General features: G+C 72.6%; 19 protein-coding genes. 10 read left to right on the top strand and 9 right to left on the bottom strand.

Annotated features, from left to right (window positions below):
* The first annotated feature begins 14 nt into the window (after positions 1–14).
* From NLX94_RS05195 to NLX94_RS05175, 5 genes are all read left to right on the top strand, one after another.
* Positions 15–680, top strand: coding sequence for a hypothetical protein (locus NLX94_RS05195; protein WP_254381387.1), 666 nt, complete (start codon positions 15–17; stop codon positions 678–680).
* Positions 681–747: 67 nt separating this feature from the next.
* On the top strand, positions 748–1,494 hold the full coding sequence (locus NLX94_RS05190) for a maleylpyruvate isomerase family mycothiol-dependent enzyme (RefSeq protein ID WP_254381386.1): 747 nt from the start codon (positions 748–750) through the stop codon (positions 1,492–1,494).
* Positions 1,495–1,625: 131 nt separating this feature from the next.
* Complete coding sequence (locus NLX94_RS05185) at positions 1,626–1,877, top strand: DUF6332 family protein (RefSeq protein ID WP_254381385.1); 252 nt, start codon at positions 1,626–1,628, stop codon at positions 1,875–1,877.
* A gap of 62 nt (positions 1,878–1,939) precedes the next feature.
* Positions 1,940–3,424 carry an oxidoreductase gene (locus NLX94_RS05180; protein WP_254381384.1) on the top strand — a complete coding sequence of 495 codons (1,485 nt, stop codon included), beginning with the start codon at positions 1,940–1,942 and terminating at the stop codon, positions 3,422–3,424.
* Positions 3,425–3,427: 3 nt separating this feature from the next.
* Positions 3,428–3,769: a VOC family protein gene (locus NLX94_RS05175; RefSeq protein WP_254381383.1), complete on the top strand. Its 342-nt coding sequence runs from the start codon at positions 3,428–3,430 to the stop codon at positions 3,767–3,769.
* Here NLX94_RS05175 and NLX94_RS05170 read toward each other — a convergent pair.
* Positions 3,755–4,735 carry a spherulation-specific family 4 protein gene (locus NLX94_RS05170; RefSeq protein WP_254381382.1) on the bottom strand — a complete coding sequence of 327 codons (981 nt, stop codon included), beginning with the start codon at positions 4,733–4,735 and terminating at the stop codon, positions 3,755–3,757. The two genes, NLX94_RS05175 and NLX94_RS05170, sit on opposite strands and share 15 nt — an antisense overlap.
* A 184-nt stretch (positions 4,736–4,919) precedes the next feature.
* Positions 4,920–5,618 carry a TetR/AcrR family transcriptional regulator gene (locus tag NLX94_RS05165; protein WP_254381381.1) on the bottom strand — a complete coding sequence of 233 codons (699 nt, stop codon included), beginning with the start codon at positions 5,616–5,618 and terminating at the stop codon, positions 4,920–4,922.
* Between the two features lie 148 nt (positions 5,619–5,766).
* Between NLX94_RS05165 and NLX94_RS05160 the strand changes: the two genes are divergently transcribed.
* Complete coding sequence (locus tag NLX94_RS05160) at positions 5,767–6,225, top strand: nitroreductase/quinone reductase family protein (protein WP_254381380.1); 459 nt, start codon at positions 5,767–5,769, stop codon at positions 6,223–6,225.
* A gap of 354 nt (positions 6,226–6,579) precedes the next feature.
* On the opposite strand, the gene NLX94_RS05155 is transcribed toward NLX94_RS05160, so the two are convergent.
* Entirely contained in the window at positions 6,580–8,097 is a 1,518-nt protein-coding gene (locus NLX94_RS05155; protein ID WP_374683903.1) for a geranylgeranyl reductase family protein, read from the bottom strand.
* A 78-nt stretch (positions 8,098–8,175) separates the two neighbouring features.
* On the opposite strand from NLX94_RS05155, the gene NLX94_RS05150 reads away from it, so the two are divergent.
* A complete protein-coding gene (locus tag NLX94_RS05150) occupies positions 8,176–9,540 on the top strand; it encodes a dipeptidase (RefSeq protein WP_254381379.1) in 1,365 nt (454 codons plus the stop codon).
* 99 nt (positions 9,541–9,639) lie between these two features.
* Positions 9,640–10,374, top strand: a complete 735-nt coding sequence (locus tag NLX94_RS05145; RefSeq protein ID WP_254381378.1) for an MBL fold metallo-hydrolase — start codon at positions 9,640–9,642, stop codon at positions 10,372–10,374.
* A 31-nt stretch (positions 10,375–10,405) separates the two neighbouring features.
* Here the strand turns inward: NLX94_RS05145 and NLX94_RS05140 are convergent, their stop codons facing one another.
* Complete coding sequence (locus tag NLX94_RS05140; protein WP_254381377.1) at positions 10,406–11,446, bottom strand: NUDIX domain-containing protein; 1,041 nt, start codon at positions 11,444–11,446, stop codon at positions 10,406–10,408.
* A 207-nt stretch (positions 11,447–11,653) separates the two neighbouring features.
* Between NLX94_RS05140 and NLX94_RS05135 the strand changes: the two genes are divergently transcribed.
* Complete coding sequence (locus tag NLX94_RS05135; protein WP_254381863.1) at positions 11,654–12,643, top strand: LacI family DNA-binding transcriptional regulator; 990 nt, start codon at positions 11,654–11,656, stop codon at positions 12,641–12,643.
* On the opposite strand, the gene NLX94_RS05130 is transcribed toward NLX94_RS05135, so the two are convergent.
* Positions 12,633–12,815 (bottom strand): hypothetical protein, encoded by a 183-nt coding sequence (locus NLX94_RS05130; RefSeq protein ID WP_254381376.1) that lies wholly within the window; start codon positions 12,813–12,815, stop codon positions 12,633–12,635. The two genes, NLX94_RS05135 and NLX94_RS05130, sit on opposite strands and share 11 nt — an antisense overlap.
* 179 nt (positions 12,816–12,994) lie before the next feature.
* On the opposite strand from NLX94_RS05130, the gene NLX94_RS05125 reads away from it, so the two are divergent.
* On the top strand, positions 12,995–15,313 hold the full coding sequence (locus tag NLX94_RS05125) for a WD40 repeat domain-containing protein (protein ID WP_254381375.1): 2,319 nt from the start codon (positions 12,995–12,997) through the stop codon (positions 15,311–15,313).
* A 72-nt stretch (positions 15,314–15,385) separates the two neighbouring features.
* On the opposite strand, the gene NLX94_RS05120 is transcribed toward NLX94_RS05125, so the two are convergent.
* From NLX94_RS05120 to NLX94_RS05105, 4 genes are all read right to left on the bottom strand, one after another.
* Positions 15,386–16,684, bottom strand: a complete 1,299-nt coding sequence (locus tag NLX94_RS05120) for an aldolase/citrate lyase family protein (protein WP_254381374.1) — start codon at positions 16,682–16,684, stop codon at positions 15,386–15,388.
* 183 nt (positions 16,685–16,867) lie between these two features.
* Positions 16,868–17,830 carry an electron transfer flavoprotein subunit alpha/FixB family protein gene (locus tag NLX94_RS05115; RefSeq protein ID WP_254381373.1) on the bottom strand — a complete coding sequence of 321 codons (963 nt, stop codon included), beginning with the start codon at positions 17,828–17,830 and terminating at the stop codon, positions 16,868–16,870.
* 88 nt (positions 17,831–17,918) lie between these two features.
* A complete protein-coding gene (locus tag NLX94_RS05110) occupies positions 17,919–18,704 on the bottom strand; it encodes an electron transfer flavoprotein subunit beta/FixA family protein (protein WP_254381372.1) in 786 nt (261 codons plus the stop codon).
* A gap of 201 nt (positions 18,705–18,905) precedes the next feature.
* Positions 18,906–19,439 carry a flavin reductase family protein gene (locus NLX94_RS05105; protein ID WP_254381371.1) on the bottom strand — a complete coding sequence of 178 codons (534 nt, stop codon included), beginning with the start codon at positions 19,437–19,439 and terminating at the stop codon, positions 18,906–18,908.
* Positions 19,440–19,566 lie beyond the last annotated feature (127 nt).

The following is a 19,566-nucleotide window of genomic DNA, read 5'->3' as shown; positions in this document are numbered from 1 at the left end:
TAGGATCCGGCACCATGACCGCCGCCACTCCCCCGTCTCCGATCCCCGTCGCACCTGACGGTTTGACCCGGAGAGCCAAGTGGTTCGTGGAGGTGGAGGGCATTCGCGTTCCTCAGCAGGGAATCGAGCGCCACCGCGATGCGTGGATCACGCACGGGATCCCGGCCGCGGAGATCGACCGTGCCGTGGCCTTCCAGGACCGCTGGGGCGGTCTCGCGCTGCCGCCGGCCCCGTTCTACGAGAGCGGCCCGCGCATCTTGGACGCGGATCTTCCCGAGGGCTCGGCCGCGGAGGGCTGGTGGATTCCGGCCGGGCACTGTCGCGTGTCCATGGCCTACGGATTCATGATCGGCCCCGGTGGCGAGTTCGGGATCCACGCGTCCCGTTGGGCACCGCTGCATGCCAGTACGGAGGGCTGGGTGGAATCGCTGGCACTGGCCGCCCACGCGAGGCGCTGGGCCCGAACTGTCACGAGGATCACCGGCGAGGCCGTCGACTCCCTCGATCTCGACGGATACGAGCAAGTGCCCGAAGTGCAGGGCATCACGGACACCTGGTGGCGGGGCACGGACTCGCTCATCGCCCTGTACCGGGGCGAGGCCGTCTGCCTCGACGCCCCTCGATGCCTTGAAGCCCACCTCTACGGCGGCCTCGACGAGTGGGGCCTCCACGGCGGCTGACCGCCCGGTGGTCCCCGAGGGTGGCCGCGGAACTCTGCGGGACTCCTGGCTCTGCGAGACTCCTGGCATGGAGATCATCAGCTATGTGAAGACCGTCGCCCGCGAGGGCGAGCAGCTCGCCGAAGCCGCCGAACGGGCCGGTACGGAGGCCCTGGTGCCCACCTGTCCGCAGTGGCGGGTCGCCGATCTGCTGCGCCACACGGGCTCCGTGCACCGCTGGGCCACCGGGTACCTGACCGAGGGGCTGACCGAGAGGGCTCCGTTCCCGGACGCCCCGGAGCTGGTGGGCGCGGAGCTGCTGGCCTGGTTCCGCGAGGGCCACGCGGCGCTGGTGCGGGCCCTGACCGGGACCTCGGCCGACGCACAGTGCTGGACCTTCCTGCCGACCGCGCCGCCTTCGCCGCTGGCCTTCTGGGCGAGGCGCCAGGCGCACGAGACCACCGTGCACCGGATGGACGCGGAAGCCGCGCTGGGCGTGCCCTTCGGGCCGGTGGACCCCGGCTTCGCGGAGGACGGGGTGGACGAGCTGCTGGCAGGGTTCCACGCGCGGCCGCAGAGCCGGGTCCGGACGGCGGAGCCGCGGGTGATGCGCGTACGGGCCTCCGACACGGGCGCGGTGTGGACCGTACACCTGTCCCAGGAGCCGGCCCGCACGGTACGCGGGGACGCGGTCGGCGGCGAGGCCGACTGCACGCTGACGGGCGAGGCCGCCTGGCTCTACTCGGCGCTGTGGAACCGGCAGCCGCTCGCCGGTCCGGGCGTGACCGGCGACGCGGAACTGGCCCGGCTCTGGGTGGACACGGCCGGGATCTGACGACCCCTCGGGATCTGACCCTCGGGAAATGCCCCTTGGAATCTGCCCCCTCGGCCCGCGAACAGCCGGGCCGGCGCACCGGGAGCGGTTCGCCCTTGCCGTGGTGCGGCCCGGGCGGCGAGACTGCGCGCATGGAGCGACGTAGTCAGGCCGACCGGGACGCGATCACCATCGAGATCGGGTACGCCTTCGTGAGCGGGGCCTTCGCGGCCGGACTCGTCTTCGCGGCGCTCTACGCCCCCGTCCTGGCCTTCGGCCTCTCCCCCGCCGCCGGGCGCGTCCTGGCGACGGTGGGCGGCGTCCTGGCCGCGGCGGTGTTCCTGCTCCGGATCACCCACGTCCTGTGGCGCTTCGCCCGCCGCCCGGAGAACGACGGCGACTGAATTGAGGGTCGGGGGGCGTCCGGGGGGGCGGCTTCCCGGTGCACCCCTCGTAGCCTGTAGCGGTGCTGAGCTACGACGAACTGACTTCGCCCGAGCGTGCGTTGTGGGACTCCTACCGCGAGGGGCGGTGGGTGGACCTGCGCACCGGGGTGCCCGCGGACGACGATCCCGCCCGAGGAGAGCACTGGGGGGCCGAGCGCACGGTCCGCGCCGAGGTCGTGGCCGCCCTGCTGCTGGGCGGCGCCACGGAGCCGGCCTCCGGCGTCCCTTCCCTGCGCCTCACCGGAGCGCTGATCACCGGCCGCCTCGACCTGGCCGGCGCGGAGATCGGCCACATGCTCTGGCTGAGGGAGTGCCGGCTGGAGGAGACGGTCAGCCTGTACGCGGCCTCGACGCGGACGATCCGGATCACGGGCAGCCTGGTGCCCGGCGTGGACGCAGGGCTGGCCCGCATCGAGGGCCATCTCGACCTGAACGGCTCCGTGATGGAAACGGGCCGCCTCTCCCTGATCAACGCCCACGTGGCCGGGGAGCTGATCCTCGACGGGGCGCGGATCACGGCGTCCGGGGAGTGGGCGGTGTTCGCCGGGGGCCTGGTCATGGGGGGCGGCGTCTTCTGCCAGCAGGGGTTCACCGCACGGGGCGGAGTGCGGCTGCTGGGCGCGCAATTGCCCGGCGGCCTGTTCATGCGGGGTGCGCGCCTGGAGAACCCCGGTGGTACGGCGCTGATCGCGGACAACGTGGAGGCTTCGGTGGTGGACCTGTCCGAGGGGTTCAGTGCGACGGGAACCCTCCGGCTGCGGGGCGCCCGCATATCGGACCTGCTGACCCTCGAGGGAGCCGTCCTCGGCGGCAGCGGCACGGCGCTGTTCGGCGTCGGGATGCAGGTGGGAACCTTCAACTTCGGCCTGGCCGCGCCGCCCGCGGGAGCGGTGGACCTCCAGGGCGCCCGGGCGGCCGTCCTGCAGGACCGCAGGCAGAGCTGGCCGAGGGAAGTGCGCCTGGACGGCTTCGTCTACGACTCCCTCCGCTCCGACGGGACCCTCCTGCACCGGGACGTGACCCACCGCCTGGCGTGGATCCGCCGCAACCCCGGCTACGCCCCGCAGCCCTACGAACAGCTGGCCGCCTGCTACCGCCAGGCCGGCCACGACGACGACGCCCGTACGGTGCTGCTGGCGAAGCAGCGCCACCGCCGCCGCACCCTGAACCCGCCCGGACGGGTGTGGGGATACCTCCTCGACGCTGCCGTCGGGTACGGCTACCGCCCCTGGCTGGCCGCCCTCTGGATGGCCACGCTCTGGCTCCTCGGCAGCCTGACCTTCAGCACCCGCTCACCGGTCCGGACGAAGTCCGGCGAAGGCGCCCCGTTCAACCCCTTCGTCTACACCCTCGACCTGCTCTTCCCCATCGGCGACTTCGGCCAGCGCACCGCCTGGCACTGGACAGGCACCACACAGTGGCTGGCGTACCTCCTGATCACCATCGGCTGGCTCCTCACCACAGCAGTCGTCGCCGGCATCTCCCGCACCCTGAACAGGAACTGACGGATGAGCGTCTCGCTTCTGGTGCTGTACACGGCGCGGCTGGAGGAGTGCCGGCGGTTCTACGCGGCCCTGGGACTCGGCTTCACCGCGGAGCGGCACGGGCGTGGGCCGGAGCACTATGCGGCTGTTCTCCCGGACGGGTTGGTCCTGGAGCTCTATCCGGCCCGGGACGGGCGTCTTACCGGCGCTCTGCGGCTGGGGCTGGTCGTCGACACCTCTGCCACGTTTCCGCGGCTCGGCCCGGGGCGGCACCTGTTCGTGGATCCCGACGGCCGTACCGTCGAGGTCACCGCCGTCGGGCCGGCGGAGAGCGGTTCAGCACAGGGCGGTTCAGCCCAGGGTTGAGGCGTACGCGGTCTGGGAGCGGTACTTCCATGTGGGCTGGGCGTCCCAGGGGTTCGGCATTTTCGCGCTGGTGGCGTAGCCGTAGCCGGCGCCTCGGTCGAAGGCCGTGCGGAGCGTCGCGCGCATCGAGGGGGCGTCGGGGACCTCGTGCACGAGGTGCCAGAACGCGGTGCCGCTCGGGTCGAGTTCGGCTCCGGAGCGGTAGCCGGTCTGTTCGTTGAAGACGTTGCCGCCGAGCCAGCCCGCGCCCGTGTAGGCCGCGTGGGTGTCCTCGAAGGTGACGAAGACGTCGGCGGTGCGGCGGCCGGGCTCCAGGAAGCAGTCGGCGATGGCCGTACCGGGGTTGTTGACGACCAAGTCCGACGTGCCGGGGGTGATGGCCTCCATGGTGTCCTGCACGTAGGTGCGGAGCTCCGCGTAGTAGTCGCGGGTGGCGTTGGCCGGGCCGCAGTCGCGGCTGACCACGTCGAAGAAGATGCCGTCCACGTGCAGGCGGCCGCCACCCCCGTCGGCCGGCCTGAGGTAGTTGTCCACGGAGGCCTTGACGGCGGCGATGTCGCGGTTGCCGTGGTCGGTGTGGACGTAGCCGAGCACCTTGGTGTTCTCGCCGGTGGCGGTGGTGCCGGTGCGCAGGACGTCGGCGCGGGCCTGCCAGGGGGCGTCGAACGGGGAGTCGCCGTTGCCCGGGTTGAGGACCACCACGGAGGCGGCGGGGCTGGTGGCGGTGAGGGCGACGAGCATCGGGTCGTCGGCCCAGACGTAGGCGGGGACGGCTATCTCCATGCCCCGCACGCCGGCCGCCCGCGGGGTCGGTCTCACCTCGGGGACGGGGGCAGGGGCGGGCGTACGGGCCTGCGCCGGCGCCCGGCTCGGCTGCGAGCTCGCCGACGCGGTGACGGCCGGCGCCGGCGCGGCAAGTAACAGGGTGGCCAGGACGGCGTAGACGGCCTTCGCGGCGCGGGTCATGGCTGCTCCTCGGAGCGACGGCGGGGCGGCGCGCCGGAGCGATGGCCGGGCGCCGGGGATGACGACCGGGACGGAACCCCGGCCCCAGGAACACTAGACGGGCCGCCGGGCGCGCCAGGGGCGATTCCCCTGCTTCCGTACGAGGAACTGACAAGCGAACCTTCCCCGCCCCACCGGTACGGTCCTACACCGCGGGCAGACCGACCGCGTGGGCCAGTTGTCCGGCGGCGTGCGCGAAGAAGGCGGCGCGGTCCTCGACGACCCGGTCGAACTGGCCGAACAACTCGAAGGAGATCAGCCCGGCCAGCTGCGCCCAGGCGGCGACCAGGGCCGCGGCGGCCTCGGGGGGCAGTCCTTCGGCGAAGTCCGCGGCCATGCGGGCGGCTTCGGGGCGCAGCTCGGCCGGGAGCGGCGGCAGGGCGATGCCCCGGCCCTCGTAGGCGGCGCGGACGATGCCGATGAGGGCGTTGCCCACGCGGGAGGCGGGGCCGACGGTGTCCAGCGGGGCGGTGTAGCCGGGGACGGGCGAGCCGTAGATGAGGGCGTACTCGTGCGGGTGCTCCAGCGCCCAGTCCCGTACGGACCCGCAGACCGCGGCCCAGCGGGCGCGGGGGGTACCGCCCGCGGCGAGCGCACGGCCGTCGGCTTCCTCGGCGGCGGCGCCGACGCTGTTGTAGGCGTCGACGATGAGGGCGGTGAGGAGCTCGTCGCGGCTCGGGAAGTAGCGGTAGAGGGCGGAGGAGACCATGCCCAGCTCGCGGGCGACGGCGCGCAGCGAGAGCTTGGCGGCGCCCTCCGCCGCGAGCGCGCGGCGCGCCTCGTCCTTGATGGCGGCGGTGATTTCGATGCGGGCTCGTTCCCTCGCCCCTCGCACGGTGCTCATGGGGGCCAGTGTGCCACGCGACCAGAGCACCGCCCACCATCGAGAGCTCCGCTCCATTCAGAGAGCACTGCTCTTGTTTTGGAGCGCCGATCCGTGCACACTGTTCTCAAGCGAGAGCAGTGCTCTCCCAAACACCTCGGAGGCCACCATGAACGCGCCCAAGCCGTACTACGTCCAGGCCGGCCCGCTCGGCATCCGCTTCAACGCCCTCATCGGCAAGCTCGCCCGCCTGGGCATGAGCCTGGCCGGAACGGCCGAGCTGTCGGTGCGCGGCCGCACCTCAGGGACGATGCAGCGGATCCCGGTGAATCCGTACCAGCAGGACGGCACCCGGTACCTGGTCTCGGCCCGCGGCCACTCCCAGTGGGTCCGCAACATGCGTGCCGCGGGCGGCGGCGAACTCCGGCTGGGCCGCACCGTGCAGGCCTTCACCGTCACCGAGCTCACCGACCCCGCCGAGCAGGCCGTCGTCCTGCGCGGCTACCTGAAGAAGTGGGGCTGGGAGGTCAACCGGTTCTTCAACGGAGTGACCGCGAAGTCCTCCGAGTCCGAGCTCCGGGCCGCAGCCCCCGACCACCCGGTCTTCCGCATCACGATCACCCCCTGACCCTGACGGTGAGCACCGGGACGGTGGGCGCCCCGGCCAAGCCGGGCCATGCCCCTGCCCTACCCGGCCCGGCTTGCCCCGGCCCGGCTTGACCCTTCCCGGCTTGACCCTGCCCGGCTTGACCCTGCCCGGCCCTGCCCGGCTTGACCCTGCCCGGCCCGGCCTGGCCATGCCCCACCCCTGCCCGGCCCGGCTTGGCCCTGCCCGACCAGCGCCGCCCCGCCCCGGCTTGGCCCTGCCGCTTCCGGCCATGCCCGGCCCGGCTTACCCCGCCCCACCCCACCCCGCCCCGGAAAACGCCGTGGCGGCCTCGCCGGCACACCCGGCAAGACCGCCACGTTCCGCACCCAAGGCTCAGCCCTGGGCTCCGTCCTGCTCCTCTGCCCCGGCCCCGGCCCCGGACCCCGAACCGGCCTTCGAACCGGCCACCGCACCCGCACCCGCCCCGGCCTCGACCGGGGCCCCGCCCCGGCTCCGCGCCTGCCGCGCGTCCAGCACGTGCAGCGCCTTGCGCGCCAGCGGGTACGTCCGCACCATCTCGGCCAGCGTCAGCGACCCCCGCGCGATCCGCGCGAAGGCCAGCCACGCCGGACGGAAACCGGTGATCGCCGCGTGCAGCAGGCCCGGCCTGGTCTCGAAGAGCTCCAGCATCCGCTTGCCGACGCCCATCTCCACGCCCAGCCCGGCCTTGACGGCGAAGGCGTAGTTGAGGGCCTGGCGGCGCGCGTCCACGGCGTCCTGGGCCTCGGAGATCTTCACGGCCCACTCCCCGGCGAGCCGCCCCGAGCGCAGCGCGAAGGAGATGCCCTCCCGGGTCCACGGCTCCAGCAGTCCGGCCGCGTCGCCCGCGACCAGGACCCGGCCGCGCGAGAGCGGCGATCCGGGCTTCCGGCAACGGGTCAAGTGACCCGAGGAGAGCGCCGGTTCGAAGCCCGCCAGGCCCAGCCGGGCGATGAAGTCGTCCAGGTACCGCTTGGTCGCGGCGCCCTCGCCCTTCGCCGAGATGACCCCGACGGTGAGGGTGTCGCCCTTGGGGAAGACCCAGCCGTAGCTGCCGGGCAGCGGCCCCCAGTCGATGAGGACCCGGCCCTTCCAGTCCGCGGCGACCGTCTCCGGGACGGGGATCTCCGCCTCCAGGCCGAGGTCCACCTGGTCCATCTCGACGCCGACGTGCGCGCCGATCCGGCTCGCGCTGCCGTCCGCGCCGACCACGGCCCGGGCCAGCACGGTCTCGCCGTCGGCGAGGACCACCGCGACGGTCCGCCGGTCGGGCACCGAAGCCCCGTGCTGTTCCACCCGCGCGACGGCCGTACCCGTACGGACCGTGGCGCCGGCCTTCTCCGCCGCGGCGACCAGCGCCGCGTCGAACTCGGGCCGGTTGATCAGCCCGAACAGCATCTGCTTCGAACGCCGGGTGCGGGCGAACTTCCCGTCCAGCGAGAAGGTGACCGCGTGGACGCGGTCCTGCAAGGGCAGCACGAAACCCGGCGGGAGCGCATCGCGCGAGGGGCCGATGATGCCTCCGCCGCAGGTCTTGTACCGGGGCAGTTCCGCCTTCTCCACCAGCAGGACGCGCCGCCCCGCCGTGGCCGCCGCGTGCGCCGCCGAGGACCCGGCGGGCCCTGCCCCGACCACGACCACGTCCCACACCTCGCCGGTCCCCCCGGCCGTTTGCGCGTCCGCCCCCTGAGCGGTCTGTCCTGCCGCCGCGTCGCGTACGTCGCCGCTGTCGCTCTCGTCGCTGCTCACGATGTGCTGCTGCTCCTGATCCTGCGGTTCATCCCGTTGCTCCGATGCCGGGGAAATCCTACGGCGCGAGATCGACTGCCCCGTTGTGCGAGGATCGGAAGAGTCTTCTGCCGTAGCCCGCATACGCACACCCCGCGCATGCGGGAGGCGTATACGTACCCGTACACGTACACCAACGTCGCACCCAAGAGGAGCGTGCCCATGCCGTCTCATCCGATCGCCGAGACCGTCGCCTCGCTGATGCCCCGCGCCAAGCAGGAGCTGTCCGAGCTGGTGGCTTTCCAGTCGGTGGCGGACTGGGCCAATTTCCCCCAGAGCGAGAGCCAGGCCGCCGCGAACTGGGTCGCCGACGCGCTGCGCGCCGAGGGCTTCCAGGACGTGGCGCTGCTCGACACCCCCGACGGCACCCAGTCGGTGTACGGGTTCCTGCCCGGCCCGGCGGACGCGCCGACCGTCCTGCTGTACGCGCACTACGACGTGCAGCCCCCGCTGGACGACGCCGCCTGGATCTCCCCCGCCTTCGAGCTGACCGAGCGCAACGGCCGCTGGTACGGCCGCGGCAGCGCCGACTGCAAGGGCGGCTTCATCCTGCACCTGCTCGCGCTGCGCGCCCTCAAGGCCAACGGCGGTGTCCCGGTCAACGTGAAGGTGATCGTCGAGGGCTCGGAGGAGCAGGGCACCGGCGGTCTCCAGCAGTACGCGACGGCCCACCCCGAACTGCTGGCCGCCGACGCCGTCGTGATCGGCGACGCGGGCAACTTCCGTACGGGCCTGCCGACGGTCACCGCGACCCTGCGCGGCATGTGCCTGCTGAAGGTCAAGATCGACACCCTGGGCGGCAACCTGCACTCCGGCATGTTCGGCGGGGCCGCCCCCGACGCGATGGCCGCCCTGATCCAGCTGCTGGCCTCGCTGCGCGCGCCGGACGGTTCGACCACGGTGGACGGGCTGGCTTCGGACGGTGTGTGGGAGGGGCTCCAGTACCCGGAGTCCGACTACCGCTCCGACGCGAAGGTGCTCGACGGGGTCGAGCTGATCGGCGAGGGCACGATCGCGGACCGGTTGTGGGCCCGGCCGGCCGTCACCGTGCTGGCCATCGACTCCCCGCCGCTGGCCAGTGCCACCCCGTCGGTGCACGCGAGCGCGGGCGCGCTGGTGAGCCTGCGGGTGCCGCCGGGCCAGGACACCGCGGAGGCGATCAAGCTGCTGGAGGCGCACCTGGTGGCGCACACCCCGTGGAAGGCGCGCCTGGAGCTCGAAGTCGTCGGCCAGGGACAGCCGTTCCAGGCGGACACCTCCAGCCCCGCGTACGCCTCGATGGCGCAGGCCATGAAGGCGGCCTACCCGGGCCAGGAGATGCAGATCAGCGGCATGGGCGGCTCCATCCCCCTGTGCAACACGCTGACCGAGCTGTACCCGGACGCGGAGATGCTGCTCATCGGCCTGAGCGAGCCGGAGGCGCAGATCCACGCCGTGAACGAGAGCGTCTCCCCGGAGGAACTGGAGCGCCTGTCGGTCACGGAGGCGCTGTTCCTCATCAACTACGCGGAGTCCAAGCGCGCCTGACGGCGGCCTGAAAGGTTCCGCGAACGCATCGCTACGGGCGAACCACGCTACCGGCGCAACCTCCGCCGACGGCGTGGTTCGCCGCCGTACGTTCGGGTCATGGATCTCGTAGAAGTCGTTCCCGACCGTCTCCACATGCTCCGCTTCCCCATCGGCCAGGCCTATCTCTGGCGCGACGGCGAGGCCCTGACCCTGATCGACGCGGGCCACGCCGGTTCGGCGGACGCGATCGAAGGGGCGATACGTTCCCTCGGGCTGCTCCCGGAGCGGATCGAGCGGATCGTCCTGACCCACTGCCACCGCGACCACGTCGGCGCGGCGGGGGAGCTCGCCGCCCGCTGGGGCGCGGAGGTGCTGGCGCACGGGCTCGACGCGCCCGTCGTCCGAGGCGAGCTGTCGGTCCCGGAGCCGGTGCTGCTGGACTGGGAACTGCCGCTGTACGCGCACGGCCTGACGGTCCCGGAGGCCCCGCCGACCCGGGTGGACCGGGAGTTGACGGACGGCGAGGTGCTCCCGTTCGGCGACGGCGCGGTCGTCGTCCACGCTCCGGGCCACACCCCGGGCAGCATCGGCATCCATCTCCCGGCGCACGGGGTGCTGTTCACGGGCGACTGCGTCGCCGGTGTCGTCCAGGTGATGCTGGGCGTCTTCAACGTGGACCGCGCCCAGGCGGTCGAGTCGATGCTCCGGCTCGCCGCGCTGGCCCCTTCGGTGGCCTGCTTCGGCCACGGCGACCCCCTGACCTCGGACACCGCGGCCGTCCTCCTCGCGGCAGCCGAAGCGGCGGCGAAGGCGGAGACGGAGACGGAGTCCGGGGCCACCCCGACGGCCTGATCCGGACCAGGGGCCGGGGCCCGGCCCTCCGCTACGGAACCGCCCGCCCCGCCTCCAGGTACGCCGCCCGCCCCCGTGCGCGGGCCCGCAGGGCCCACCGGAGCCTCTCGTACCGCACCGGCGGCAGCAGGTCGGCCGCCTCGTCCTCCGTCACGAACCTCCAGGCCCGCAGCTCCGGCCCGGGCAGCCGCAGCCGGCCGGCCTGCGCCGCCGACAGCCGGCCCCCGTCGAACAGCAGCCGCATGCCCCCGTAGCCCGCCGGCGGGCCCGGTGGCTCCCAGTCCACGACCAGGAGCTCCGGGAGGCGGTCCAGTACGAGACCCAACTCCTCCTCGACCTCCCGTACCCCCGCGCACGCCGGGGCCTCCCCGGCCTCGACGACCCCGCCGGGGAACTCCCACCCCGGCTTGTACGTCGGGTCCACCAGCAGCACCCGGTCCGCTTCGTCGAAGAGCAGCACCCCGGCCGCGACCGTCTCGCGCGTCGGCTGCGGGGTCTGCACGATGTCGCAGACCCGCGCCGTGCCGGTGTGCACGGCCTCGGCGATCCGCTCGGCCGTCTCCCGTACGGTCAGGTTCCCGTTGTCGATGACGTGCGCGTCGGCCGCGAGCCAGCCCAGCGCGTGCTGGTAGGCCGGGATGTGGTCGTAGCACCACTTCCGCACCCGCAGGTCCACGTCGGCCGCCGCCCCGGGCTCCTCGCGCGTCGCGATCCTGTCCCGGAGGATCGTTTCCTCCGGGGCGAGCAGCACGTGCCGCACCGGGATCCTGCGCGCCGCCAGCCCGCCGAAGATCTCGTCGCGGTACTCCTGCCGCAGCAGGGTCATCGGGACCACCAGCACCCCGCCCAGCTCGGCCAGCATGGCCGCAGCCGTGTCCACGACCAGGCGCCGCCAGCTCGGCAGGTCCTGGTAGTCGCTCACCTCCGCGAGGCGTTTGCGCGGCAGCAGCACGCGCAGCGCGTCGCCGATGAACTCCGGGTCGAACAAGGTGCTCTCCGGCAGGAGGCCGGTCAGCTCGCGTGCTGTGCTGCTCTTGCCGGCGCCGAAGGTCCCGTTGATCCAGACAATCACGTCTACCCCTCTCCCGATGCCCCCAGTGGCTTGCCCGTACCACCCTGTCACGGAAACCCCGGCCCTCCGCCGAGTGCTTATCCTCAAGGTCAGGGGCCTGTCGGCAGCGCCGGGCCCGTCCCGCCGCAGCGCCCGTCCCTCCGGAGGTCCGACACCGTGCCGCACACCCGCCGCCCGTCCGAACCCCGCTACGGCAACCGGCCGACCATGAAGGACGTGGCGGCCCGGGCCGGCGTGGGCCTCAAGACGGTGTCCCGCGTGGTGAACGGAGAGCCGGGAGTGACCCCGGACACCGAGCTGCGGGTCCAGGAGGCCATCGACGCGCTCGGCTTCCGCCGCAACGACAGCGCGCGCGTGCTCCGCAAGGGCCGCACCGCGACGGTCGGCCTGGTCCTGGAGGACCTCTCCGACCCCTTCTACGGACCGCTCAACCGGGCCGTGGAGGAGGTGGCCCGCGCGCACGGCGCCCTGCTCATCAACGGTTCCAGCGCCGAGGACCCCGAGCGCGAGCGGGAGTTGGCGCTCGCGCTGTGCGCCCGCCGGGTGGACGGGCTCGTGGTGATCCCCGCCGGGGACGACCACCGCTATCTGGAGCCGGAGATCCGGGCCGGCGTGGCCACGGTGTTCGTGGACCGCCCGGCGGGCCGGATCGACGCGGACGTCGTCCTGTCCGACAGCTTCGGGGGCGCCCGCGACGGGGTGGCCCACCTGATCGCGGGCGGGCACCGCCGGATCGGCTTCATCGGCGACCACCCGCGCATCCACACGGCGACCGAGCGGCTGCGCGGCTACCGGGCGGCCATGGCGGACGCCGGCCTGCCGGTGGACGACACCTGGGTCTCCCTCGGCGCGACGGCTCCGGAGCGCGTCTCGGCCGCCGCCCGCTCGATGCTGTCGGGCCCGGAGCCGGTCACGGCCCTGTTCGCCGGGAACAACCGCGTGACGGTCACGGCGGTACGCGTCCTCGCCGCCCTCCCCCACCCGGTGGCCCTGGTCGGCTTCGACGACTTCGAACTCGCCGACCTGCTGAACCCCGGCATCACGGTCATCGCCCAGGACGCCGCCGCCCTGGGCCGGGTCGCCACGGACCGCCTCTTCCAGCGCCTTTCCGGCGCCGACCTCCCCCCGTCCCGCATCGAACTCCCCACCCGCCTGATCCCCCGCGGCTCGGGCGAACTCCCGCCGTTCACCGGATGAGGCCGCGCAGCACGGGCACAGCCCCGCCGGCGGCGGTGAGCCCGGCGAGGACGGACAGGGCGGGGTGCGTGCCGCCGAGGTAGGCCAGTGCTCCGGCGGCGGACCCGATGAAAACGGCGGTCACGAGCACGAAGGCGGCGTACAGGGTCAGGAAGGGTTCATGGTTCGTCATGGCCCGATCCGACCAGGTGGGACGCCCTCGGGCCGCAGTGACGGAACGAATCCGGACCGAAGCCGATCACTGCCGAACTACGCGGAACGGAACGGGTGTTCCGCGGTGTTCCGTGATGTTCCAGCATGTTCGCGCAAGTCCATGGCTACGGCGCCGGCCCCGGCCTAGCCTGATGAGCAATGGAATCAGACCACGCCTTCGACGAGGGACTCGCCGTATTCGCCGAGGAGTTGCGCCGCCTGCGGATCGAGCGCGGCAACCGCTCGTACCGCGACCTCGCGGACCGGGCGGAGCGGACCGGCACCGGCATCCGGCTCCCGGTCACGACGCAGAGCGACGCCTTCCGGGGGAAGCGGCTGCTCGGCTTCGACACGCTGATGGCGCTGGTCCGGATCCTGTATTCGTACGACGAGTACGGTCAGGAGTGCGCCGTCCCCTCGCACACCTCCCCCCAGTTGGAGCCCTGGCGACAGCGCTGGCGGGAACTGGCCGCGCTCCGATCGACGACGGCTACAGGGCGCGCCAGGATCCCGACGCCCGCGCCTGTCCCGACGCCCGAGCACGTGCCGACGCCGTTGCCCGTGCCGACGCCCGGACCGGCCGCGAGCTCTGCGGAAGGAAGCCACCGGCGTTGGTCGTCATCGGCCGACGAGGCGCTGTTCGCGGCGGTCCACCGCCTCGTCGGCCACAACGACGCGGTCTGGTGCGTGGCCTTCTCGCCCGGCGCCCGGCTGCTGGCGTCCGCCGATGATGCCGGGTCCGTACGGCTGTGGGACACCGGCACGGGTGTCGGCCTTCCCGGGCGGATCTCCGGTACCTTCCCGCTCGCGTTCACGCGCGATGGACGGCTGCTGGCGGCCGACTACAAGGACGGATCCGTGGTGCGTCAGTTCTCCGTCCCGGACCTGTCCCAGGCCGGCCCGCCCCTGTCCGGGGGCACCGCAGAGGTCCGCGCGATGACGTACGACGCGGACGGAGACCGACTGGCCACGCTCGACTTCGACGGAATGGTCCGGCTCCTGGACCCGGCATCCGGCCGCCGACTCGGGCCGCCCCTGCCCGACCACTCCGGCCACGAGATCCGGTCCGTGGCCTTCACGGACGACGGACGCCTGCTCGGCACCGGTCGCGGGCGCATGTGGGACGTGCTCCGGGACCGCCGCCATCCCGGCGAGCTCCTGCCCTCAGCGGTGAAATCGGGCTTGCCGACGGCGCTCTCCCCGGACGGCCGACTGCTCGCCTTCGGACGCGCCGACGGCACTGCGGGGCTCGTCGGCTTCGGGCCCGACCACCGGACCGCACTGACTCTCGAGGGCCACACCGCGATGGTCACCGCGATGGCCTTCTCGCCCGACGGCCGACTGCTCGCCAGCGCCTCCGAGGACATGTCCGTACGGCTCTGGGACACCCTCACAGGTCTGCCGGCAGGCCCGCCGCTCATCGAGCACGAGCGCGCGGTGACCGGCCTCGCCTTCTCGCGGGATGGCCGGCTGCTCGCGACTGCGGCGGCCGATGGAACGGTCTGGGTGTACGAACGCCGCTTCCCCTCCCGCACGGCCCCGCTGGGGGAGCGGGCCCTCGCCACCGCACTGCGCGCACGGCACGCCATCCAGCTTCCCGCCGTGTCGACCGGGGCCGGCCTGGTGCGGGTGGCCTTTTCTCCGGACAGCCAAGTCCTCGCCGCAACCACCTCGGAGGGGGTTCTGCTCTTCCGGGACCCAATCACCGGGCAGGCCCTCGGCACCCCGTTCGGCGATCTGCCCATGATCCCCCGTGCCCTGGCCTTCTCCCCCCACGGCGCGGTGCTGGCCACCGCGTCCACCGATCGGTCGGTGTGCCTGCGCGATTCGGTCACCGGAAAGCTCCTGGAAGAGGTCCCGTCCGGCCACAGCGGCGCCGTCAACGACCTCGTGTTCTCACCCGACGGCCTGCTGCTGGCGATCGCAAGCGCGGACGCCGGCGTATGGCTGTGGAACCGGGTCACCGGCGGGAGCACCGGCCTCACCCTGAACGGTCATTCGGGCGAGGTCGTCGGGCTGGCCTTCTCCCCGAAGGGACTCCTGGCCACCTCCGGAACGGACGGGAAGGTCGCACTGTGGGAGATCCCCACTGGGCGTCTGGCCCGCGAATTCGCCGTGCGCACCGGCTCGGTCCGTGCCGTGGCCTTTTCGGCTGCAGGAGACCTGCTCGCGGCCGGGGCCGACGGCGCGGTGCGGCTGTGGGACCCGGCCACGGAAACCCCCGTCGGCGCCCTGCGCACCGGCCACGCCGCGAAGATCAACGACATCGCGTTCTCGCCGGACGGTGCGCTCATGGCCTCTGCCGACGGCGACGGGGCGGTACTGCTGTGGGACCGGGCCACGGGTGGTCTCGTCGGCAGCCCGCTGACCGGCCGCGACGGGCACGTGCACAGCGTGGCCTTCTCCACCGACGGGAGTCTGCTGGCCGCCGCGGGCCGCGACGGCGTACTGCGGCGCTGGATCGTCGGTCCCCTGTGAACGCCGAAGGCCCGGCCGGGGGCAGACCGGCCGGGCCTCGTACGGGGAACCGCTCCCGCGGGGCTACTCGCCTCAGGCGGTCGCCGTCAGCGTCGCCGAGCGGCGCGGGATGGCGAAGGCGTCGAGTTCGGCGCGGGTCAGGCCGGTCAGGGCGGTGACCTCCTCGGTGCCGACGGCGCCGCAGTCGAGGCCGCGGACCAGGTAGCCGGCCAGCGCCTTCGCGGTGGCGGGCTCGTCCATGACGTCGCCCTCGATCTTGGCGACGTACGCCTTCAGGCGCGCGGCGGCCGCTTCGAGGCCCTCGCGGTAGAAGACGAAGACGGCCGCGTAGCGGGTCGGCAGGTGCGCCGGGTGCATGTCCCAGCCCTGGTAGTAGGCGCGGGCCAGGGCGCGGCGGGTGAGGCCGTAGTGCAGCTTCCAGGCCTCGTGGACCTGCTCGGTGGTGCCGACGGGCTTGACGTTGGTGGAGCCGTCGGAGACGCGTACGCCGGTGCCGGCGGCCGCGACCTGCATGATCGCCTTGGCGTGGTCGGCGGCGGGGTGGTCGCTCGACTGGTAGGCGGCGGAGACGCCGACGCAGGCGCTGTAGTCGAAGGTGCCGTAGTGCAGGCCGGTGGCGCGGCCCTTGGAGGCCTCGATCATCCGGGCGACCGCGGCGGTGCCGTCGGAGGCGAGGATGGACTGGCTGGTCTCGATCTGGATCTCGAAGCCGATCCGGCCCGGGCGCAGGCCGCGGGCGGTCTCGAAGGCCTCCAGCAGCTGCACGAAGGCGGTGACCTGCTCGGGGTAGGTGACCTTGGGCAGGGTCAGGACCAGGCCCTCGGGCAGGCCGCCGTGCGCGAGCAGGCCGGAGAGGAAGATGTCGGTGGTCCGGATGCCGCGGTCGCGGACGTTGGACTCCATGCACTTCATCCGGATGCCCATGTACGGGGCGTTCGTGCCGTTGGAGAAGGCTTCGGCGACGAGGCGGGCGGCGCGGGCCGCGGCCTGGTCCTCCTCCTCGTCGGAGCGGACGCCGAAGCCGTCCTCGAAGTCGACGCGGAGGTCCTCGATGGGCTCGGAGGCGAGCTTGGCGCGGACGCGGTCGTAGACCGGGACGGCCAGTTCGTCGGAGATGCCGAGTACCTTGGCGAAGGTGGCGGCGTCCGGGGCGTGCTCGTCGAGGGCCGCGAGGGCCTGGTCGCCCCAGGAGCGGATGGTGTCCGTGTCGAAGACGTCACCGGGCACGTAGACCGTGTGGATGGGCTGGCGGGTGCCGGGGTCACCCGGGTAGTGGCGCGCGAGCTCCGCGTCCACCGGCTTGAGGGAAGCGCTGATGCCCTCGCTGACCGCGCCTGCGAGGCTCGTCGCCACCTTCTCCTGCTGACCCATCGTGCACTCTCCTCTTTTCCGCTTCACGGAATCTTAGATCCGCATTACAGAATTTAGTCACGGGGTTCCGCTCAGTCAATGGTCCCCCCGCCGTCCTGGACAAACGACTCGGGGCCGTGCGGTGAGAAACACCACACGGCCCCGGAGACCACTTACCCGCAGGTCAGCGCCTGCGGCAGGGATTTAGCCCTTGCGCGCCTTGATCTCGTCGGTCAGCTGCGGGACGACCGCGAAGAGGTCGCCGACCACGCCGTAGTCGACGAGGTCGAAGATCGGAGCCTCGGCGTCCTTGTTGATCGCGACGATCGTCTTCGAGGTCTGCATGCCGGCGCGGTGCTGGATCGCGCCCGAGATGCCGGAGGCGATGTACAGCTGCGGGGAGACCGACTTGCCGGTCTGGCCGACCTGGTTGGAGTGCGGGTACCAGCCGGCGTCCACGGCGGCGCGCGAGGCGCCGACGGCCGCACCGAGGGAGTCCGCGAGGGCCTCGATGATGTGGAAGTTCTCGGCGCCGTTGACACCGCGGCCGCCGGAGACCACGATCGCGGCCTCGGTCAGCTCGGGGCGGCCGGTCGACTCGCGCGGGGTGCGGGAGGTGACCTTGGTGCCGGTGGCCAGGGCGCCGAAGGTGACGGCGAGCGCCTCGACGGTACCGGCGGCCGGGGCGGCCTCGACCGGGGCCGAGTTCGGCTTCACGGTGATGACCGGGGTGCCCTTGGAGACGCGGGACTTGGTGCTGAAGGACGCGGCGAACGCGGCCTGCGTCGCGACCGGGCCCTCGTCACCCGCCTCCAGGTCAGTGGCGTCGGTGATGATGCCGGAGCCGATGCGGACCGCCAGGCGGGCGGCGATCTCCTTGCCCTCCGCGGAGGAGGGGACGAGCACGGCGGCCGGGGAGACGGCGTCGTACGCGGCCTGGAGCGCGTCCACCTTCGGTACGACGAGGTAGTCGGAGAACTCGGGGGCGTCGGCGGTGAGGACCTTGACGGCACCGTGCTCGGCGAGCACGGCGGCGGTGGCCTCGGCACCGGCGCCGAGGGCGACGGCGACGGGCTCGCCGATGCGGCGGGCCAGCGTCAGCAGTTCGAGGGTGGGCTTGCGGACGGCGCCGTCGACGTGGTCGACGTAGACGAGGACTTCAGCCATGGGAATGCTCCTGCGAATGCGAAGTAGTCAGGGGGCTTTGAGAGGTGACCGAAGCTCTTAGATGAACTTCTGGCCGGCCAGACAGTTCTTAAATGAACTTCTGCTCCGCAAGGAAGGCGGCCAGCTGCTTGCCGCCCTCGCCCTCGTCCTTGACGATCGTGCCGGCGGTGCGGGCCGGACGCTGGGTCGCGGAGTCGACCGCGGTCCAGGAGCCTTCGAGACCGACCTCGTCGGACTCGATGTCCAGCTCCTCCAGGTCCCAGGACTCCACCGGCTTCTTCTTGGCGGCCATGATGCCCTTGAAGGACGGGTAGCGGGCCTCGCCCGACTGGTCCGTCACCGAGACGAGCGCCGGAAGGGAGGCCTCCAGCTGCTCGCTCGCGGAGTCGCCGTCGCGGCGGCCGGTGACGACACCGTCCTCGACCTTGACCTCGGAGAGCAGGGTGACCTGCGGGACGCCCAGGCGCTCGGCCAGGATCGCCGGGAGGACACCCATGGTGCCGTCGGTCGAGGCCATGCCGGTGATGACCAGGTCGTAGCCGGCCTTCTCGATCGCCTTGGCGAGCACCAGCGAGGTGGCCATGACGTCGCTGCCGTGCAGGTCGTCGTCCTCGACGTGGATGGCCTTGTCGGCACCCATCGACAGCGCCTTGCGCAGCGCGTCCTTGGCGTCCTCGGGGCCCACCGTCAGGACGGTGATCTCCGCGTCGTCGGCCTCGTCGGCGATCTGCAGCGCCTGCTCGACGGCGTACTCGTCGAGCTCCGACAGCAGGCCGTCGACGTCGTCACGGTTGACGGTCAGGTCTTCGGTGAACTGCCGGTCGCCAGTGGCGTCGGGCACGTACTTCACACAGACAACGATCCTCAGGCTCACGCCGGCTCTCCTACCGCATCGACATTTCTGGTACCGCCTTGTTCAGGCAGCATAGGCGCCATCTCGGGCCGTTCCCGCCGGGGCGGCCCGCGCCCCGTTCGGGAATGTTACTCGTCAGTACACAGCGGGTGCCGCCAGGTTGCAAGGCCGGTGAACTGTGATCTGGCCAACGCCGGCGGAACCGGCCCCAGCAGGGACGATTCAGTCCCGCAACGCGTTGAAGCGCCCCTGGTGGTACAGCAGCGGACGGCCCTCGCCGGACGGGTCCCCCGCCGGATCCCCGGCGACCGCCTCCGCGATGATCACCCGGTGCTCGCCGGCCGGAACCCGCGCCACGACCCGGCACACCAGCCAGGCCAGGACTCCGCCCAGGACCGGAACCCCGTGCGGGCCCGGCGACCAGTCGGTGGCCGGCCCGAAGCGGTCGGCCCCGTTGCGGGCGAAGAGGCCCGCCAGCTCCTCCTGGTGCTCCGCGAGTATGTGGACCCCGAGGTGCTCGGAGTCCCGTACCGCCGGCCAGCTGGAGGACCCGGTCCCGATGGTGAACGACAGGAGCGGCGGGTCCGCCGAGACGGAGTTGAGGGAGGTGGCGGTGAAACCCACCGGCCGGCCACCGCTCTCGGCGGTGATCACGGCGACACCCGCGGCGTGCCGGCGGAACACCGAACGCAACAGCGCGGGCGAGCCGGGCAGGTCTGCGCCGGCCCGTGAGGACGGAGCCGTCGGAGCCGTCATATGGGGGTTCCCCGTCCGTAAAGCAGGAGTTCATACCGCATATCGCAAGCCTGGCGATCTCCCGTGTACACAGTCAAGCCCGAACGGGCAGATGTAGGACGTGTCACGCTGCGTACGGACGTGCGTA

Source organism: Streptomyces sp. TBY4 (assembly GCF_024213195.1).
Classification (GTDB): domain Bacteria; phylum Actinomycetota; class Actinomycetes; order Streptomycetales; family Streptomycetaceae; genus Streptomyces.
The sequence above is the reverse complement of the archived record's forward strand: the minus strand, read 5'-3'. Positions and strand labels throughout refer to the sequence as shown.